This window comes from Vibrio sp. A1-b2 (assembly GCF_021726015.1).
GTDB lineage: Bacteria > Pseudomonadota > Gammaproteobacteria > Enterobacterales > Vibrionaceae > Vibrio > Vibrio diazotrophicus.
Map to the genome: position 1 here is coordinate 70,235 of NZ_JAKKCI010000014.1, position 19,344 is coordinate 89,578.

Annotated in this window: 11 protein-coding genes and 1 riboswitch; of the genes, 6 read left to right on the forward strand and 5 right to left on the reverse strand. The window is 43.8% G+C overall.

The genetic code is table 11. The features are described from left to right. Nucleotide 1: 1 nt before the first annotated feature. Entirely contained in the window at nt 2–1,993 is a 1,992-nt protein-coding gene (gene csrD / locus L3V23_RS19885; RefSeq protein WP_102966963.1) for an RNase E specificity factor CsrD, read from the reverse strand. Between the two features lie 136 nt (nt 1,994–2,129). Further along, a complete protein-coding gene (locus tag L3V23_RS19890) occupies nt 2,130–2,666 on the reverse strand; it encodes a single-stranded DNA-binding protein (protein WP_042489350.1) in 537 nt (178 codons plus the stop codon). Between the two features lie 291 nt (nt 2,667–2,957). Between L3V23_RS19890 and L3V23_RS19895 the strand changes: the two genes are divergently transcribed. The 4 genes from L3V23_RS19895 (at nt 2,958) to L3V23_RS19910 (ending at nt 9,470) form a co-directional block, all read left to right on the forward strand. Further along, on the forward strand, nt 2,958–3,605 hold the full coding sequence (locus L3V23_RS19895; RefSeq protein ID WP_042489353.1) for a LuxR C-terminal-related transcriptional regulator: 648 nt from the start codon (nt 2,958–2,960) through the stop codon (nt 3,603–3,605). A 145-nt stretch (nt 3,606–3,750) separates the two neighbouring features. Beyond that, nucleotides 3,751–4,620, forward strand: a complete 870-nt coding sequence (gene galU / locus L3V23_RS19900; protein ID WP_102966962.1) for a UTP--glucose-1-phosphate uridylyltransferase GalU — start codon at nt 3,751–3,753, stop codon at nt 4,618–4,620. Between the two features lie 155 nt (nt 4,621–4,775). Continuing rightward, the gene (gene uvrA, locus L3V23_RS19905) at nt 4,776–7,598 is read left to right on the forward strand and encodes an excinuclease ABC subunit UvrA (protein ID WP_102966961.1); all 2,823 of its coding nucleotides are present in this window, start codon (nt 4,776–4,778) and stop codon (nt 7,596–7,598) included. 105 nt (nt 7,599–7,703) lie between these two features. Continuing rightward, a complete protein-coding gene (locus L3V23_RS19910) occupies nt 7,704–9,470 on the forward strand; it encodes a PglL family O-oligosaccharyltransferase (protein WP_102966960.1) in 1,767 nt (588 codons plus the stop codon). Between the two features lie 43 nt (nt 9,471–9,513). On the opposite strand, the gene L3V23_RS19915 is transcribed toward L3V23_RS19910, so the two are convergent. Beyond that, entirely contained in the window at nt 9,514–10,635 is a 1,122-nt protein-coding gene (locus L3V23_RS19915; RefSeq protein WP_102966959.1) for an alanine--glyoxylate aminotransferase family protein, read from the reverse strand. 267 nt (nt 10,636–10,902) lie between these two features. Beyond that, nucleotides 10,903–11,080: riboswitch (Lysine riboswitch) on the forward strand. A 117-nt stretch (nt 11,081–11,197) separates the two neighbouring features. Here L3V23_RS19915 and lysC point away from each other — a divergent pair. Further along, nucleotides 11,198–12,550, forward strand: a complete 1,353-nt coding sequence (lysC, locus tag L3V23_RS19920) for a lysine-sensitive aspartokinase 3 (protein WP_042489367.1) — start codon at nt 11,198–11,200, stop codon at nt 12,548–12,550. 68 nt (nt 12,551–12,618) lie between these two features. Here lysC and metH read toward each other — a convergent pair whose 3' ends face one another. After that, nucleotides 12,619–16,299 carry a methionine synthase gene (gene metH, locus L3V23_RS19925; RefSeq protein WP_102966957.1) on the reverse strand — a complete coding sequence of 1,227 codons (3,681 nt, stop codon included), beginning with the start codon at nt 16,297–16,299 and terminating at the stop codon, nt 12,619–12,621. A 196-nt stretch (nt 16,300–16,495) separates the two neighbouring features. On the opposite strand from metH, the gene L3V23_RS19930 reads away from it, so the two are divergent. After that, complete coding sequence (locus L3V23_RS19930; protein WP_102966956.1) at nt 16,496–17,827, forward strand: sodium:proton antiporter; 1,332 nt, start codon at nt 16,496–16,498, stop codon at nt 17,825–17,827. A gap of 677 nt (nt 17,828–18,504) precedes the next feature. Here the strand turns inward: L3V23_RS19930 and L3V23_RS19935 are convergent. Next, on the reverse strand, nt 18,505–19,344 hold an 840-nt coding region (locus tag L3V23_RS19935), incomplete at its 5' end, for an IS3 family transposase (RefSeq protein WP_237292802.1).

A 19,344-nucleotide genomic window follows, 5' to 3' on the forward strand; every position in this document is an offset into this window, starting at 1 on the left:
TCTACTTTGTGCGCCATCGGTTTCGTTTACCGGGTTTAACTTGACGTTCCGCCACAGGTAACTTGCTCGGATTTAGTGGTTGTTCAGTATTAAATAACCGTCCTTGAACACCATCAACCCCAAGATTATGCAAAACCTGTAACTCTGACTGGTTTTCAACCCCCACGGCAATGACTTTTGTTTGTGTGCCTTTGCAGACCCCTAACAGGCTACGCACTATCAACTGATTTTCATGTCTTTGATCGATTTGCTTTATTAGGCTTCGATGCAATTTAAGATAGTTGATCTTTAAGTCTTTGATATAGTGGGTTGCAACGATTGTTCGCCCTGCTTGTCCGACTATCAACTCGCACCCAAGTGCGGATATTGTTCTGAGTACCGGACGCATATAATCCAGATGTTGAACTAAATGCCCTTCAGTAAATTCAAACGATAACTGACCACGCTGGCGGAAGGTTAACTGCATTAACTCATTACGGAACCAGCGAAAATATTGTTTATCAGAAAAAGGAAGTACATACAGGTTTACCGACAACGCGGATTCGTTAACTGAAGACTTAATCAGTTGTAACGTTCTTCTCATCACCGCTTTATCTAGGACAGCTTCATAGCCAACGGTTTCTATAGCTGAACTAAATCGAGACGCTTTCAACACCCCTTTGTCAGGGTCGTTAATTCTAGCGAACAATTCGTTATGCAATAATTCTAAGTGATTAGAACGACCGGACAAATAGCAAGCCTGTCGGAATAGGATGATATTGTCATCAATAAGAGCCTTATCGAATAGAGTCCGCCAACGTACGCTGCCTCTGTCTTCGGCAACCGCCGCTTTTTCGAAGCGACTCCAAGCATTGACTCTCTGCAACTGAGCACTTTTCAAAGCCGTTTCTGTCTCATCAATAATTCGGCCTCTACGCTCTCCTTCCTTGTACATACTGACACCAATATGGAACCAATTATCTTTATCTAATGGATCTGGCGGCGTTAGGCGTTCAATAAACTTCAGGCATTGAGAAGCAACATGAGAGACATCTTTTGCCGTTTGGTGTGGCATGAAGAGAGCAAATACTGAATCATAGTAACGAGACAAAATTACGTCTGGATAACGAGCAATAACGTTTGAGATACACTGGCCAACTTCAACGACAAAATCATCAATGACGCGTTTCTCGTTTTCTTCTTTCGCTACATCAAGATCATCAATACGTAGCATCAGAACGCCACCTTGAGCGCCACTCTCCTGCAACGCCGATTCTAATTTGCTGTCGAACAGGACTCGATTTGCCGTACCCGTTAACTGGTCGAGAAATGTCTGTGTGCGGATAAAAGTATCAAAACGGCTACGCTCTTGACGCGCATCTTGTAACTCTTCGATCAGAACATCTAAAGCTTCACTGGCAGTATATGGCCACTCTCTGTCATCGCCTTTTGCGTATTGCTCAACTCTACCGGCCAATATCATTCGCCCACGCTCTTCCAGCATTTCCGATCCCAAAAGCTGAAAACGCAACCACTTAACACTCTGTACCAAGCAGAAAACAATGAATAAAACAGCGACTGTTATCGACCACATAGCACCGATGGAATAGCTAAAGCCAACATAAGGCGGTACGACTTTAAAGTGCACCGAATAACCTTGAATGCGTTGCAAAGGAAAATCGGCTTGATACAGCCGTGCAGGATCGATTTTTGAGGAGGTGTCTTTAAAACGGTAAATAATGCCAGCTTGAGATGACAGTTCCATCTCAACAATATTGCTTGCTTGCAGCATCTTGGGCATCCAACGCTGCATAGAATAGGCAGCATCTGGATCTTCCATCTCTTTATCCACCACTTCCACTATGCCCTGCATGTAGTGGTTGAGATATTCCTGCCCTAACCGCTGAAAGGATAAGGTTCCACCTATAAACAAAATGAACATCGCACTGGTCACAATCAAAGTGACGAAAACCACTAAACGTGTACTGAGTTTTAGCGTAGGCGTGTAGCGCATAGAAATTGAATTCCCTTTCAATTTATCGATGGGTGGCATTATTCATCGAAGAAGGCTGCTCGCAAAAATTATGTAAACAGTGCGCTAAGTATATAAAAAAAGCCACAAAATTGCGGCTTTTTTAAAATCGAGACAATTAAAACGGGATGTCGTCGTCAAAATCCATTGGCGGCTCATTGTATTGAGGCTGAGGAGCTTGTTGAGGTGCTTGCTGAGCAGCTGGCTGATACGCTGGTTGGCTCTGTCTCGCAGGCTGTTGAGGTTGCCCCCATCCGCCTTGTTGCTGAGGTTGACCTTGACCCGCGCCTCCAGCTTGTTGCTGACGACCACCAAGCATTTGCATAATGCCGTTGTAACCTTGCACAACTACTTCTGTTGAGTAACGATCTTGACCACTTTGATCTTGCCACTTACGAGTTTGTAACTGACCCTCAATGTAAACTTGAGAACCTTTACGCAGGTACTCACCCGCTACTTCTGCAAGTTTTCCATAAAGAGCAACTCGGTGCCACTCAGTTTTCTCACGCTGTTCGCCCGTTGCTTTATCACGCCATGTTTCTGACGTTGCAATGGTGATGTTTGCAACAGCACCGCCACTTGGCATATAGCGAACTTCAGGATCTCCACCCAAGTTGCCCACCAAAATTACTTTATTCACGCCACGGCTTGCCATGTTTCGCTCCGTCTTTAAATCGTATAATTTTTGAAAAAATTTCAAACAGTCAGTTAGGATAACACGCTTTTTCTCGAGCTTAAATGTCCGGTCGAATTGTTATCAAAAACTCATTCCAATTTCATTTTTAAGCTTCTAATTTTCGGGGGAAATCTTCCATTTGCAATTTGATATAAAACTCATTTACTCAATCGATTGAAATCCCACGCAAACTCGCTATCCCAATTCGCTCTATCTTTTAATTTTAGGCATTGTTGACGCATTTCACCGCATCCTACTAAGGAATAATCCATGCCAAAACACAACTATGCCAGAACCATATATTTTCTTTGCATGGACGACACATGCGTCCCTGAGCAATTAGAAAAAGCTCTAGAACTTCTCGCTTTGCCAATCCCTCAAATTCTCCCCGAGCAGTTATTGCGAAATTATCACACAGATAAACACAAAATTTTGCTGATTAACTATCAGGAACATCATCTGATTAGACAAAATTTAAAAGCGTTAAAGATTACGAGTCCTCACTTTGAAACGATTCTATTTAACGTTGATAAAAGGCTGCATACAGAAGAATTGCTCACTTTTGGTAACTTAAAAGGGCTGTTTTATCAGGATGATACTCCCGAGAGTATCTGTGAAGGCTTGGGAGAAATAATCAACGGGCAAAACTGGCTCCCACGTCATGCCTCAAGCCAGCTTCTACATTATTACCGTTATCATTTTCAGGCCCACCATGCACAAGCTTCAGTTGACCTCACAGCAAGAGAAATTCAGATTTTGCGTTGCTTACAGACTGGAGCATCAAATATGCAAATGGCAGAAAGTCTTTTTATCAGCGAGTTTACAGTCAAGTCTCATTTGTATCAGATATTTAAAAAGCTTTCGGTGAAAAACCGAGTTCAAGCCATCAGTTGGGCAAATCAAAATCTACTTTCATAAATGCGCCTTTCAGCACATTTTCATTTTCATGACGCAGAATGTGCTGAATCTCACGAAAGTATCATGCTAAAGTCTGCAGTAAATCTATGTTTAAACATGACAACTCCGTTTTAAGACAAAACAGATAGTTTAGCAGGGCGAAAAAATGATTAAAAAATGCCTATTTCCGGCAGCTGGCTACGGCACTCGCTTTTTACCAGCAACCAAATCAATGCCAAAAGAAATGATGCCAGTAGTAAACAAACCTCTAATTGAATATGGCGTAGAGGAAGCAATTCAAGCAGGAATGAACGGTATGTGTATTGTGACGGGTCGAGGTAAGCATTCGATCATGGATCACTTTGACATGAACTACGAGCTTGAGCACCAAATCCAAGGAACGAACAAAGAAGACCTACTTGTTGATATCCGAGACATTATCGAAACTGCTAACTTTACTTTCATTCGTCAACGAGAAATGAAAGGCTTAGGGCACGCGATTCTCACAGGCAGAGAGCTCGTGGGTGACGAACCCTTTGCTGTTGTTTTAGCGGATGATCTTTGTGTCAATGAAGAGAAAGGCGTTCTGGCACAGATGGTAGCACTGTACAACCAGTTCCGCTGTTCAATCGTTGCAGTACAAGAAGTTCCCGCAGACGAAACACACAAGTATGGTGTGATCTCGGGTGAAATGATCAAAGACGATCTTTTCCGCGTGGATGACATGGTAGAAAAGCCAGAACCGGGTACAGCCCCAAGCAATTTGGCTATCATTGGTCGTTATATTCTGACTCCTGATATTTTCGAGTTAATCGAACAAACTGAGCCTGGTAAAGGCGGTGAAATCCAAATCACTGACGCGCTATTAAAACAAGCAAAATCAGGCTGCGTTTTGGCCTATAAATTTAAAGGTAAGCGTTTTGATTGCGGTAGTGTAGAAGGTTATATCGAAGCGACAAACTACTGTTTTGAACATTTATACAAGAAAAACGAACAGCAAGTTGCATTGGCGAAACATTCTACCCATAAGAGCTAATACTCATCGCAAGTAATCTTCAAAAGAGCTGCAATCAAGCGGCTCTTTATTTATTGATTAACTGTTTTTATATCCAGTATTTCTTGCACATTTCTCACTCTATGTAATACTTGCTCGACTTAGCCTTTAACGAAGCCAAAGACAGAGCAAATCAAATGGACAAAATTGAAGTACGTGGTGCTCGAACCCATAACCTGAAAAATATCAATCTTACGATTCCCCGTGACAAGCTGATCGTCATTACCGGACTTTCTGGTTCAGGGAAATCATCTTTAGCCTTTGATACTTTATATGCCGAAGGTCAGAGACGTTATGTTGAATCTCTCTCTGCCTACGCTCGCCAGTTCCTGTCTTTGATGGAAAAGCCCGATGTAGACCATATTGAAGGTCTATCGCCGGCGATCTCTATTGAGCAAAAGTCGACATCACACAACCCGCGTTCAACAGTGGGCACCATTACCGAAATCTACGATTATCTGCGCTTGCTGTTTGCTCGTGTTGGTGAACCTCGTTGCCCAGAACATAAAGTTCCGCTTGCCGCTCAAACAATCAGCCAGATGGTAGACAAAGTATTAGAGCTTCCTGAAGGCTCTAAACTGATGCTGCTTGCTCCTATCGTGAAAGAGCGTAAAGGTGAACACGTTAAAACTCTGGAAAATTTAGCGGCTCAAGGTTTTATTCGTGCACGAATTGATGGTGAGATTTGCGATTTGTCCGATCCTCCGACGCTTGAACTGCATAAAAAGCACACGATTGAAGTTGTAGTTGACCGATTTAAAGTGCGTTCTGACTTGCAACAACGTCTAGCCGAATCATTTGAGACAGCTCTGGAACTCTCTGGCGGCAACGTTGTGGTTGCACCAATGGATGAGGAAGGCGAAGAACAAATATTCTCAGCCAATTTTGCCTGCCCACATTGTGGTTACAGCATGCGTGAACTTGAGCCTCGCTTGTTCTCATTCAACAACCCAGCTGGTGCATGTCCAACGTGTGATGGTCTTGGTGTACAACAGTATTTTGACCCAAGCCGAGTTATTCAGGATGAGAAACTGAGTTTGGCTGAAGGCGCAATTCGCGGTTGGGATCAAAAGAACTACTATTACTTCCAGATGCTCAGCTCTTTAGCTGCCCATTACGACTTTGATTTGCAAACGCCTTTCAACAAACTGGGCAAGAAAATCCAAGAGATCATTCTTCATGGCTCTGGTCGCACCGAAATCGAATTTAACTATATCAATGACCGGGGTGACATCCGCGTTAAGCGTCATCCGTTTGAAGGAATTCTCAATAATCTCGAGCGTCGCTATCGTGATACTGAATCCAATTCGGTTCGTGAAGAGTTGGTGAAATACATTTCTAACAAACCGTGCAGCCATTGTGAAGGTACACGTTTACGCCTTGAAGCTCGCAACGTATTCGTCAACGACACGCCACTACCGCAAGTTGTAGAACTCAGCATTGCTGATGCGCTGCAGTTTTTTCAATCTCTGACACTTGAAGGTCAGCGAGCTCAAATTGCAGAAAAGATCATGAAAGAAGTGAATGATCGTTTGCAGTTTTTGGTCAATGTTGGTTTGAACTATTTAAATTTATCGCGCAGTGCAGAAACACTCTCTGGTGGTGAAGCGCAACGAATTCGCTTAGCGAGCCAAATTGGCGCGGGACTGGTTGGTGTGATGTATGTACTCGATGAACCATCCATCGGTCTCCACCAGCGAGATAACGAAAGATTACTCAAAACCCTAGAACATCTGCGCGATTTGGGGAATACCGTTCTAGTGGTTGAGCATGATGAGGATGCCATTCGCATGGCTGACCATGTGATTGATATCGGCCCAGGAGCTGGTGTACATGGTGGTAACGTAGTGGCTGAAGGTAATGTCACAGATATCATCAACAATCCTAACTCTCTAACAGGACAATACCTAAGTGGTGTGAAAGAGATTGAAATACCTAAACAGAGAACACCAAAAGACGCGAAGAAAACAGTCGAGCTTCTTGGTGCATCTGGCAATAACCTAAAAGATGTCAATCTTTCTATCCCAGTCGGATTATTTACTTGTGTAACAGGAGTTTCAGGTTCAGGTAAATCAACACTGATCAACGATACTTTCTTTAATATCGCGCATATCGCATTAAATGGCGCAACCACATCAACACCCGCGCCATACAAATCGATAAAAGGATTAGAGCATTTCGATAAAGTTATCGATATTGACCAGAGTCCTATAGGCCGCACACCTCGCTCAAACCCTGCGACCTATACCGGTATTTTCACTCCAATTCGTGAGCTGTTTTCAGGCACGCAAGAGTCTCGTTCACGTGGTTACAAGCCGGGACGCTTTAGTTTTAACGTTCGAGGTGGTCGCTGTGAAGCGTGTCAGGGCGATGGCGTAATCAAAGTTGAAATGCACTTCTTACCCGATGTGTACGTTCCTTGTGATGTGTGTAAAGGAAAACGCTACAACCGCGAAACATTAGAAGTTCGTTACAAAGGCAAAACGATTGATGAAGTTCTCAACATGACCGTTGAAGACGCTCATGAGTTCTTTGAGCCAGTACCTGTGATAGCACGTAAACTGCAAACGCTAATGGACGTAGGTTTGTCGTACATCCGGCTTGGTCAGTCTGCTACGACATTGTCTGGTGGTGAGGCTCAACGCGTCAAACTCTCGCGAGAGCTGTCCAAACGTGACACTGGTAAAACACTGTATATTTTGGATGAGCCAACCACAGGTTTGCATTTCCATGATATTCAACAACTACTCAATGTATTGCACCGTCTGCGTGATCACGGGAACACAGTTGTCGTTATTGAGCACAACCTTGATGTGATTAAAACCGCAGACTGGATAGTAGATTTGGGCCCCGAAGGTGGGCAAGGTGGTGGTGAAATTATTGCGGAAGGTACTCCTGAAGATGTGGCGAAAAGCAAAGTTTCCCATACCGCTCGTTTCTTAAAACCGATGTTGAAATAGAAAAAATCTGTAGAAACTGAAAAAAAACGGTAAATTAGGGCCTGTCAGCCCTAATTTGCCTGCTCCAATAAAGCAGGTTTCTTCGCAAAGGACATTGAACCCCCTATGGCAACCTTGCTGTTAAGCGGAACACAACTTGAGCCACAAGCACCGAGTGTGCCTAAAAACAAACCGTTTCTGATAGCGGTTAGCTTTGTTTATCTCATAGCAATGCACGTTTTTATGCCCAATTTAGGCGGTGATGGATTGTCGTTACCCTTCAATGCAGCGACTTGGATTGCTATCAGTATTCCCTTAGCAATCGGCCTATATCAAATGAGCAGCTATCAGCGTTTGAGATATTCCAAACTGACTATCGGTCTTTGGGTCTGCTGTGTGATCATGACGCTTCCGCTGTTTTTTGCTAACGCGCAGTGGTACAGCGAATTAACCAGAATCATTGGTTTATGGGCTGGATTTTCACTTTTCTTAGTACTACAACAATTTCATTTCAGTAATAAAAACAAACAGAAGTTACTTCTGTTTGTTGTCTTTGCTAGCCTCATTGAAGCGCTATTTGGTGTTTATCAATACAGTGTCTTACACACTGGCAATATCTTTAACTATGACACTGTAAAAAACCTGCCTTACGGCATTTTTCAGCACCCTGATGCCATGGCCAGCTTCCTTACTACCGGTCTAGTGCTTTCAGGGTACTTATTGGCTCGCCAACCGAAAAAATACAATAAAAAACTCAGTGAAGTGAGCTTACTGTACATAACGCCTGTGGTTTCTATCCCACTAATAATCGTCTTGCATTCTCTGGTTGGTTGGATATCTGCTGCAGTAGGTGTGTTACTTATTCTTCCATATCTGTATCGTTTTTCACCTCGTCAACGTTTTATAAACTGGGTTTTAGCAACGGTTTCAGGATTAATCATTGGCCTAGGTGCGCTGTATTTATCCCACAATCAAGATCGCGATGTAGAGCCTTACCTTTCATCCGTTCCTTATAGCAGCGTTCTTCCTCAATCCATCGATATGCTGATTGAAAAGCCATTTACAGGCTATGGTTACGGTAAGTTTGAATCAAGTTATATCCTGTATACCGCTAGACAACATCAGCTCAATCCAAACTACAAAGTAGGAATTCCATCGATGGAACATCCTCATAATGAGTTTCTATTTTGGGGGATTGAAGGCGGATTATTACCCGTATTAGGAATGGCTTTAGCGGCGAGCTTTGTACTGATTCGGATATACTCAGCGAAGAAAGGTACCCGATTGGCCATGTTCGCTTTGTTACTGCCAATCGTCATTCACAGCCTAGTCGATGCACCTTTCTACCAGTCAAGCATTCACTGGTTAACCTTCATGATATTACTGTTCTGGATTGACCAGCGCGTAGCGAAATATCGTGTGTTTCGTTTTAGCAAACTCAGCAAAACACTATTACGAATCACAAGTTTGACTCTGCCAATCGTCACCTGTTTTTATATGGTGAGTGTGCTGCACACCAATTTCTACCTGACTAAATTTGAAACATCCAACCCAAAGCAACTGGATATATTGAATAAAGTCGTCAATCCAGTGCTCATCAAAGACAGATTGGATTGGGAGATGTACAGCACTTATTTAGATCTAGGGTTAAACGAGAAGAAATACGAGTACATCCAGCCTTATATCGACTGGTCTTTGAAGATTATTCAAAGCAAACCGAGACCAGGATTGTATGAGAAGTTGATCATGGCTTATCAAGCAATTGGCGATACCAGCCGAGCTGAACAAACTAAAACTGAGGCCGAGTTTCTGTTTCCTGAATTAGATTTTAGCCATATACAATACCAGAGCTTATTCGATAACTCGGAGCAATCTGAGACAGATATTGAGTAAAAAGAAAGGTGGCAAAAGCCACCTTTCTTTATTAACCGAAGTTTTATTGAGTCAGAGATTCTTCCAGTGCTCTGAGACACAAAGCGATATTTTCAGAACGGGCGCCATAACCCATAACACCAATACGCCACGCCTTACCAGCTAAAGCACCGAGCCCTGCACCAATTTCCAAATTGTATTCATTGAGAAGATGGCTACGAACTTTAGCGTCATCAACACCTTCTGGAATATACACCGCATTCAGTTGTGGTAAGCGATATCCTTCTTCCACCACAAATTTGAAACCCATTTGTTCTAAACCAAGCTTGAGTTTTTCATGCATCGCTTGATGACGAGACCAAGCATTCTCCAACCCTTCATTTTTCAAAATCAGCAATGCTTCGTGCAATGCGTATAAACTGTTCACGGGCGCAGTATGATGATAGCTGCGTTTATTACCGCCACTCCAATACCCCAACACTAAACTCTGATCTAAGAACCAACTTTGGATCGGCGTCTTTCTCGTTTGGATCTTTTCGATCGCTTTTGCTGACAGAGTCAAAGGAGATAGCCCCGGCACACAAGAAAGGCACTTCTGACTTCCAGAATAAACCGCATCCAATTGCCATTCATCCACCAACAGTGGAACGCCACCTAATGAAGTCACAGCATCAACAATCGTCAGCATATTATTTTGCTTAGCCAAAGCGCCAAGTGTTTGAGCGTCACTCAAAGCCCCTGTTGATGTTTCAGCATGGACGAAAGCAAGAATTTTTGCATCGGGATGTTGGCTGATGGTTTGCTCTACTTTGCTAACAGAGACTGGCGTTCCCCACTCATCATCGACTGTGATAGCAATACCGCCACAACGGACAACATTTTCACGCATACGCTCGCCAAAGACACCGTTGCGGCAAACAATCACTTTATCGCCGGGCTCAACCAAATTGACGAAACACGCCTCCATACCCGCACTACCCGGTGCTGATACCGCAATGGTGAACTCGTTTTCAGTCTGGAAAGCATATTTAAGTAGCACCTTCAGCTCATCCATCATAGCGACAAACAACGGGTCTAAATGCCCAACCGTTGGACGACTAAGAGCCTGTAACACTTGAGGAGAGATATCTGAGGGGCCAGGCCCCATAAGAGTTCGGTGCGGAGGGATGAAGCTTTGTATAGTCATAGGTGCTCCCAGTTATTATTAGTAATAAGCTTTCACGGACGAAAATGTAGAGTACGGCAGAATCAAGACGACGACAATTCGACAGAGGTCTATGCTGCCTGACAATTTCGACACATTTATTTTCATTTATCACAAATTTACAATTGACAACAGTTTCACAAAACCGTTCAATGAGTGAGCTATTTATCCCTTACTCATTAGGGTTGTAAGCGTGAGCTGATTTGAGCACAAATCGTAGCCGCACAGATACAACACTAAGCAGGATGGGATAACAGAAGAGGAGCACTGCCCAGGCAGATGTTTTGTGGAGCCTCAACTCCAAAACAAAACATTCAGGGGGAGCAGTGCCGAGATAAATCAAAGTTGTGGATTTGGTTTATCGGTTGTCAGGGTTGAATCCCTTCAACTGTCATCGGTGCTATGCTGATGAAGAGCTTCTGAGGAATTTTATACAACCTGCCTGTTGTTACTCCCCTCTATTTTGCTCTAAGAAACTCTCTTCAAAACATTGGAAGTTGGATTACCAACCTTTTTTATTTCTAGGAAGTCCGGGAGAAATGTAGTGAGCGCATTCAATGTCGCCAAGTTTGGTGGAACAAGTGTTGCAAATTTTGAAGCAATGAGCCGTTGCTCTGCAATTATCGAAAATAACCCACAAACACGATTAGTCGTCAGCAGTGCTTGCTCTGGCGTAACGAACTTACTTGTTGAACTTGCTAATGGCGTTCAGGATGCAGACCAAAGATTAAGCATCATGAAACAGTTGGCTGATATTCATGATTCGATTATCGACCAATTGTCTGAACCGACCCAAGTAGAAAAAGAAGTTCATTCGATGCTAGATAGCATCGCTAGCGCTGCCGAAGCTGCATCATTTCAGTCCAGCAAAAAGCTGACAGATCATTTGGTCGCTTGCGGCGAACTGATGTCGACCTATATCTTGACCCAGTTAATGCGTGAGCGCGGTGTTAATGCCGTTCGCTTTGATATTCGTGAAGTATTAAGAACAGACAGCCATTACGGCCGAGCTGAACCACAAATCGAAGAAATCGCGAAACTGGCTCAAGAAAAACTTGCCCCACTTTGTGCAGAATACGTTGTGGTTACTCAAGGTTTCATCGGTTCTGATGAACAAGGAAATACCACAACACTTGGTCGTGGCGGCAGTGATTACTCAGCAGCGCTGATTGCAGAATCGGTAAAAGCTTCTGGCTTAGAGATTTGGACCGATGTACCAGGGATCTACACAACAGATCCTCGCATTGCACCTAAAGCTGCGCCAATTCCAGAGATCAGCTTTAGTGAAGCCTCTGAAATGGCGAACTTTGGTGCGAAGATCCTACACCCTTCAACACTGGTGCCTGCACTGCGTCATGAAATCCCTGTTTTTGTCGGTTCTTCAAAAGAACCAGAAAAAGGCGGTACTTGGATTCGTCAACAAGTAGAGAACTCACCGCAGTTCCGAGCGCTAGCACTACGCTGCAATCAAACTATGGTGACTTTACGCAGTGCAAAGATGTTCCATGCGTATGGTTTCTTGGCGAAAGTATTTGAAGTTTTGGCGAAATACAAAATCTCGGTAGACCTTATCACCACTTCAGAGATCAGTGTGTCTCTGACGCTAGATAAAACGGACACATCAGGCGGTGCACCTGAGCTGCCACAAGAAGCAAGAGAAGAGCTACAAGAGCTTTGTACTGTAGAAGTCGAGCATAACCTTTGCCTAGTAGCATTGATTGGTAACCACATGGAAACCAAAGGCTATGCGAAAGAAGTGTTCAGCACCTTAGGTGATTTTAACTTGCGTATGATCTGCTACGGGGCAAGCGACCACAACCTTTGCTTCCTCGTCGATGCTCCTGAATCTAAAGCAGTGATTCAGAAGCTGCATTTGGATCTGTTCGAGAATCGATAATCAGATAACTCACATGTAAAACAAAGGTCACCAAGCGGTGACCTTTTTCGTTTCTATGCTCGGTAATCCTAACCGTTAATGTTAGGACCCAACCATTTTTCAGCTTCAAGTATGTCCCAGCCTTTACGCTGTGAGTAACTCTGAACTTGATCACCTTGGATCTGAGCAACGGCAAAGTAGCGAGAATCCGGATGTGAGAAATACCAGCCAGAAACAGATGCACCCGGCATCATGGCGTAACTGGTTGTCAGTTCCATACCAATCTTCTCTTGAACACCTAATAGCTCCCAAATCGCGCCTTTCTCTGTATGTTCAGGACAAGCCGCATAACCCGGAGCTGGGCGAATACCCTGATACTTCTCGCGAATCAAATCTTCATTGCTGAGATTTTCATCAGGAGCATAACCCCAAATCTCAGTACGCACTTTCATATGCAGATATTCAGCAAACGCTTCTGCCAAACGGTCAGCAACCGCTTGAACCATAATCGCGTTGTAATCGTCACCTTTGGCTTTGAAGTCGTCAGCCAGTTCACGCTCGCCAATACCGCCCGTTACAGCAAACATACCAATCCAGTCTTGCTTACCACTGTGTTTAGACGCCACAAAATCGGACAAACAGTAGTTCGCACCTTTTGGCTTCTCGGTTTGCTGACGCAAGTTATGCAGCACTTTAATCACTTGCTGGCGTGATTCATCCGCATACACTTCAATATCGTCTTCCACACTTGCCGCAGGGAACAGACCACAAATACCGTTGGCCTTCATAAGCCCTTCGGTTTCGATACGGTCAATCCAGTCATTCGCATCTTTGAACAGCTTACGAGCCTCTTCCCCGACCAATTCATGGTCAAGAATTGCAGGATATTTTCCTGACAGAGACCAAGTCATAAAGAATGGTGTCCAGTCGATGTACTGACGTAAGACTGAAACATCAAAATCTTTAAATACATGAATACCCGGTTTAACTGGTGCCGGTGGTGTGTATATCTGCCAATCTATTGCAGCCTTGTTTGCTCGGGCTTGCTCTAAAGTCACAGGGCGGCTCTTCGGCTTTTTCCGTGCGTGCTGTTCACGCGTTCTTTCGTAATCAAGATTCAGACGTTCAACAAATTCAGGACGACGTTCATCAGAAAGCAATGCGGAACATACGCCTACAGCGCGTGACGCATTGTTTACATACACCACTGGCTGATGATAGTTCTGCTCAATCTTAACAGCCGTATGCGCCTTTGATGTGGTTGCGCCACCAATCAGTAGTGGTAACTCAAATCCTTGGCGCTCCATCTCTTTCGCTACGTGAACCATTTCGTCCAAAGACGGCGTAATCAAACCTGACAAACCGATAATGTCGACATTCTTCTCGCGAGCCACTTTCAGAATTGTCTCGCACGGCACCATTACGCCAAGGTCGATGATTTCATAGTTGTTACATTGAAGTACAACACCAACGATATTCTTACCGATATCGTGAACATCACCTTTCACAGTTGCTAATAGGATCTTACCGTTTGTCGACCCTGCTTGTTTAAGCGCGTTGATATAGGGCTCTAGGTACGCAACAGCCTGCTTCATCACTCGGGCAGATTTCACCACCTGCGGCAGGAACATTTTCCCTTCACCAAACAAGTCACCGACTACATTCATGCCGTCCATTAATGGACCTTCGATTACTTCAAGAGGCTTGGTCGCTTTAGCCCTAGCTTCTTCAGTATCTTCAACGATAAATTCAGTAATACCTTTAACAAGTGCGTGCTCTAAACGCTTTTCAACTGGCCAAGTGCGCCATTCCAGTAAAGAGGCATCTTCCTCTTTGCCAACAGCATTTTCACGATACTCTTCAGCGATTTCCAACAGACGCTCAGTGGCACCGTCGTCGCGGTTCAAAATGACATCTTCAACCGCATTACGCAGTTTATCTGGCACGTTATCGTATATCTCTAACTGACCAGCGTTGACGATGCCCATGTCCATACCATTCTTAAAACAGTGGTATAGGAACACCGCATGAATAGCTTCACGTACGTAGTTGTTACCGCGGAAAGAGAAAGAGACGTTAGACACACCACCGGAAATCATTGCATGTGGAAGTTCGCGTTTGATATCTGCAACGGCGTTGATGAAATCGAGAGCATAGTTGTTGTGTTCATCAATACCAGTAGCAACGGCAAAGATGTTCGGGTCGAAAATAATATCTTCCGCAGGAAAACCCACTTGGTCGACAAGAATATGATAGGCGCGACGACAGATTTCTATCTTACGTTCACGAGTATCCGCCTGCCCTACTTCGTCAAAGGCCATAACGATAACGGCAGCACCATAGCGACGAATCAATTTCGCCTGATGAATAAATTTTTCTTCGCCTTCTTTTAGCGATATTGAGTTAACGATACCTTTGCCCTGAATACATTTCAGGCCGGCTTCAATCACTTCCCATTTCGATGAGTCAACCATGATTGGCACTTTCGAGATCTCTGGTTCTGATGCACACAACTTAAGGAATCGTTCCATACAAGCCATCGCATCCAACATGCCTTCATCCATGTTGATATCAATGATCTGTGCGCCATTCTCGACTTGCTCACGAGCAACATCTAAAGCCTCATCATAGAGTTCTTCTTTAATAAGACGTTTGAAGCGGGCTGAACCCGTAACGTTAGTACGCTCACCAACGTTAACGAACAATGTTTCTGGAGCAATGCTCAGAGGCTCTAAACCAGACAGTCGACACTCTACGCTGATCTCCGGAATAGCGCGTGGAGCGACTCCTTCAACTACTTTAGCCATTGCTGCGATATGCTCAGGGGTGGTACCACAACAACCGCCAACTAAGTTGAGGAACCCTGCTTGAGCCCATTCACCAATGTGCTCCGCCATATCTTCTGGTGATAAGTCATATTCACCAAAAGCATTTGGTAATCCCGCATTCGGGTGAGCAGAAACATAACTTTCTGAAATGCGAGAAAGCTCTTCTACGTATTGACGCAGCTCATCCGGGCCCAAAGCACAGTTCAAACCAAACGAAATCGGGCGAACATGGCGCAAGGAGTTATAGAATGCTTCTGTGGTTTGGCCGGACAGAGTTCGACCAGATGCATCAGTGATAGTACCTGAGATCATGACAGGCAATTCGATGCCAAGTTCTTCAAACACAGCATCAACAGCAAAGGCACACGCTTTCGCATTCAAAGTATCGAAAATAGTTTCGATCAAAATCAGATCGCTGCCGCCTCTAATTAAAGCGCGTGTAGATTCAGAGTAAGCTGTGACTAGCTGATCAAACTCGACATTACGGTAACCGGGGTCGTTTACATCCGGAGAGATAGAACAAGTACGGTTGGTTGGCCCTAATACACCTGCAACGTAGCGAGGTTTATCCGGTGTTTTTGCCGTCCATTCATCCGCGACTTCACGTGCCAATTTGGCTGCGGCAAAGTTAATTTCTTCGCTCAAAGACTGCATGTCGTAATCAGCCATTGCAATCGTAGTCGCGTTGAAGGTATTGGTTTCAAGGATGTCAGCCCCTGCTTGCAAATAAGCAGAGTGAATTCCTCTAATTAACTGAGGCTGAGTGAGAACTAAGAGATCGTTATTTCCTTTTAGATCACAATGCCAATTGGCAAAACGTTCACCACGATAATCTTCCTCTTGCAATCTATGCTCTTGGATCATGGTGCCCATGCCACCATCAATCAACATAATACGTTGCTTCAATTGCGCTTCGATCTGGTGCTTTAGATTACTACCCACAGTACAGCCTCATTATTCCTTTATTGCTTGTTCGACATCCTATCATACATTGATTAGAAATCTAGACGTCTAAAACATCTAATTACTACAAATGCGTTCGTTATAAAATTGATAAATCTATAGGTAAAAAGTGTTTGCTATTTGTTCATCAGCAAAGGACAATTTCTCTCACATTTAGTTACATTTGAAGAAGAAAATGTCGGTCTACTATACCCTGTGCTTTCTATCTGCTGCTGCAATGATGATTGCTTTTTTAAACAGCAAGATAGGTAAAATGCAAACCACAATAGCCATTACTGCTGGCTCTATGGTGCTCTCATTACTTATCCTTATTGCTGGTCAAAATGACTGGTTCCACCTCACTCAAATTGCAACTGAAACAGTGACCAGTATAAATTTTGAGAGCTTTCTGCTAAAAGGCATTTTGGGCTTCCTTCTATTTGCTGGCGGCCTCGGTATTAAACTCCCTCACTTAAAAGATCAAAAATGGGAGATTACCGTACTCGCACTTGGGGCAACTCTGTTCTCTACCTTCTTCATCGGATTTGGCCTTTACGGCTTCTGTTACTTTATCGGTATTCATTTAAATCTTGTTTACTGTTTATTGTTTGGTTCGCTGATTTCACCAACCGACCCAATCGCAGTACTGGCTATCGTGAAAAAGCTAAACGCGCCTAAACGAATCTCGACCCAAATCGAAGGTGAGTCGCTGTTTAACGACGGCTTCGGTTTAGTCATATTTGTAACTATCTTTACCGTCGCATTCGGCAAAGAAGCACCAACAGTAGGAAGTGTAGTCGCATTATTTGCACAAGAAGCGCTTGGCGGCATCGTTTACGGCTTTCTATTAGGGTTACTGTTCCACTATTTAATTAGCGCAACCAACGACCATTCAATGGAGCTCTTACTGACTATCGGTGTGCCAACCGCTGGTTATGTATTTGCAGACGTAATCCACGTGTCAGGTCCATTAGCCATGGTGGTATCAGGAATCATGATTGGTAACTGGACACGATTTATTGGTTTCTCTAAAGAGAGTGAGGAACATCTTGATCACTTCTGGGAGTTGGTGGATGAATTCTTAAACGGCGTCTTGTTCCTTTTGATCGGTATGTCGATGCTTCTTTTCGAATTCCACGAAGAAGACTGGATCCTAATGGCTTTTGCTGTACCACTAGTCCTCGCAGCTCGTTACTCTAGCGTGCTTGTCTCATATATAGGTTTCAAGCGTTACCGTAAATATAACCCTTGGTCGATAAAGATCTTAACTTGGGGCGGGCTACGCGGAGGATTAGCTTTAGCGATGGCACTGTCAATTCCTTCAGGAATGATGGTCATCCCAGATAAGCTTATCGACGTTAAAGAGCTGATTCTGGTAATGACCTATGCTGTAGTGGTGTTCTCTATTCTGATTCAAGGTTCTACAATCACTCCGATGATTGAAAAAGCCAAACTGAAAGAGAAAGAGATGGAAGAAGAAAGTGCTCAACACAGCGACGTACAAGAAAGCCAACAACAAAATGTCTAAGCATTAATCTTCTGGAAAGCAGCGACCTTGGTTGCTGCTTTTTTATATGCCATTTATTATTTGCCAAAGAAACATGGCCAATTTGCCTAAGCTTCCTTCTTTTGCCCCCACCACTAGTTCTCCGTTCATCTCCTTCACCATAAGCACGTAATACTCGCTGCTCTATGATCTTATAAGAGGATCTAAACTAACCATTATTTATAGAGAGCAATAAGCACTAATCCACGTAGACTCATCAACGAACGCATCCTCAAGTATCGAAGCTTTAGTATCACTCTATCTCGTTGAGTGGAGAGGGAATGAAGAATCTGGAAAGTGACAGCTCTGTTTATGAGCAGAAAAGATCATGTTTTTAAAGTAAAACATACGTTAGAGCTCAGGGGGCTTTAAATATACTACTTTGATACTCTATAGGCGTTGAGCCTGCTTAGACTTAAACAAAACCAACTGTCGAACTATATAAGTCACGTGTTCATGAAGGCCATCATTTATGACGAGGCTTTAGATAGTGGCGAAGCGGATGGGACTTCCTATTACTTTACTTGGCGCGCCCCCGGCGTGACAAGTCGGCTTTTTGTTAAACCAAGAGCAACCCACAGAGCTGCCGCTTCGCATTGGTCACTTTCCTTCTGTGTCGTCCTAAAATACGTTGACAGTTTTACACTAAGCCAACTGCGTTAGCAGTTGGCTTTTTCATGCACCTCATTCGGAGTTCTCATCCCAAGGCTAAGGTGCGGTCTCATATTGTTATAGATGTTGATTGATTCCTTTACCAACTGCTTAAGCTCAACGATATCCTTACACTCATGAAGTAAAAATTCTTGTTTCAGGATGCCGTTTACTCTTTCTGCTAACGCATTCTGATAGCAGTCATAACCATCCGTCATTGATGGCTTGATTGTGCCTTTTTTCAATCTATCTTGGTAAACTCCTGAGCAATATTGAAGCCCGCGATCTGAATGATGGATACACGAGCAACCATACCGACGTGTTCTTATCGCCATATCTAAAGCCTTTACAACATCCGTCGCTTTCATTTCATTGCTAAGTTCATAACCCATAATTTTACGACTAAAGGCATCAGTCACTAACGAGAGATAATGCACGCCTTCATCAGACTGGACATAGGTTATGTCGCTCACCAACACATCCTCGGGATGACGAGGCTTGTAGTCCTTCAGCAAGTTAGGATGTTTTTTCATCCAATGTCGACTATTTGTCGTCTTCGTAAAACTACGCTTAGGTTGAACGAGAAGGCGTTCATCACGTAAGTAATCGAAAAGTGCATCTCTACCTAGTTTGACCCCTTGTTCTTGAAGCTTGGGTTTAAGTAAGGAATACAATTTTCTAGTCCCTATTCGAGGCATATAGCGCCGAAGTTCTAGAACCATCTGTTTGATAGGGATGAGCTCTACCTGACGGTGAGCGGCTCGCTTTTCTCTTTGATAAACGCTTTGCCTCGATATACCGCACAACTTACAGACTCGGGCTAGGCTGAGCCCTTCCTGTTTTTGAAG

Bases quoted from the DNA above. Each gene is read 5' to 3' on its own strand.
- L3V23_RS19910 (WP_102966960.1), top strand. From the start codon at position 7,704: ATGGCAACCTTGCTGTTAAGCGGAACACAACTTGAGCCACAAGCACCG.
- galU (WP_102966962.1), top strand. From the start codon at position 3,751: ATGATTAAAAAATGCCTATTTCCGGCAGCTGGCTACGGCACTCGCTTT.
- L3V23_RS19915 (WP_102966959.1), bottom strand. From the start codon at position 10,635: ATGACTATACAAAGCTTCATCCCTCCGCACCGAACTCTTATGGGGCCT.
- uvrA (WP_102966961.1), top strand. From the start codon at position 4,776: ATGGACAAAATTGAAGTACGTGGTGCTCGAACCCATAACCTGAAAAAT.
- csrD (WP_102966963.1), bottom strand. From the start codon at position 1,993: ATGCGCTACACGCCTACGCTAAAACTCAGTACACGTTTAGTGGTTTTC.
- L3V23_RS19930 (WP_102966956.1), top strand. From the start codon at position 16,496: ATGTCGGTCTACTATACCCTGTGCTTTCTATCTGCTGCTGCAATGATG.
- L3V23_RS19890 (WP_042489350.1), bottom strand. From the start codon at position 2,666: ATGGCAAGCCGTGGCGTGAATAAAGTAATTTTGGTGGGCAACTTGGGT.
- L3V23_RS19895 (WP_042489353.1), top strand. From the start codon at position 2,958: ATGCCAAAACACAACTATGCCAGAACCATATATTTTCTTTGCATGGAC.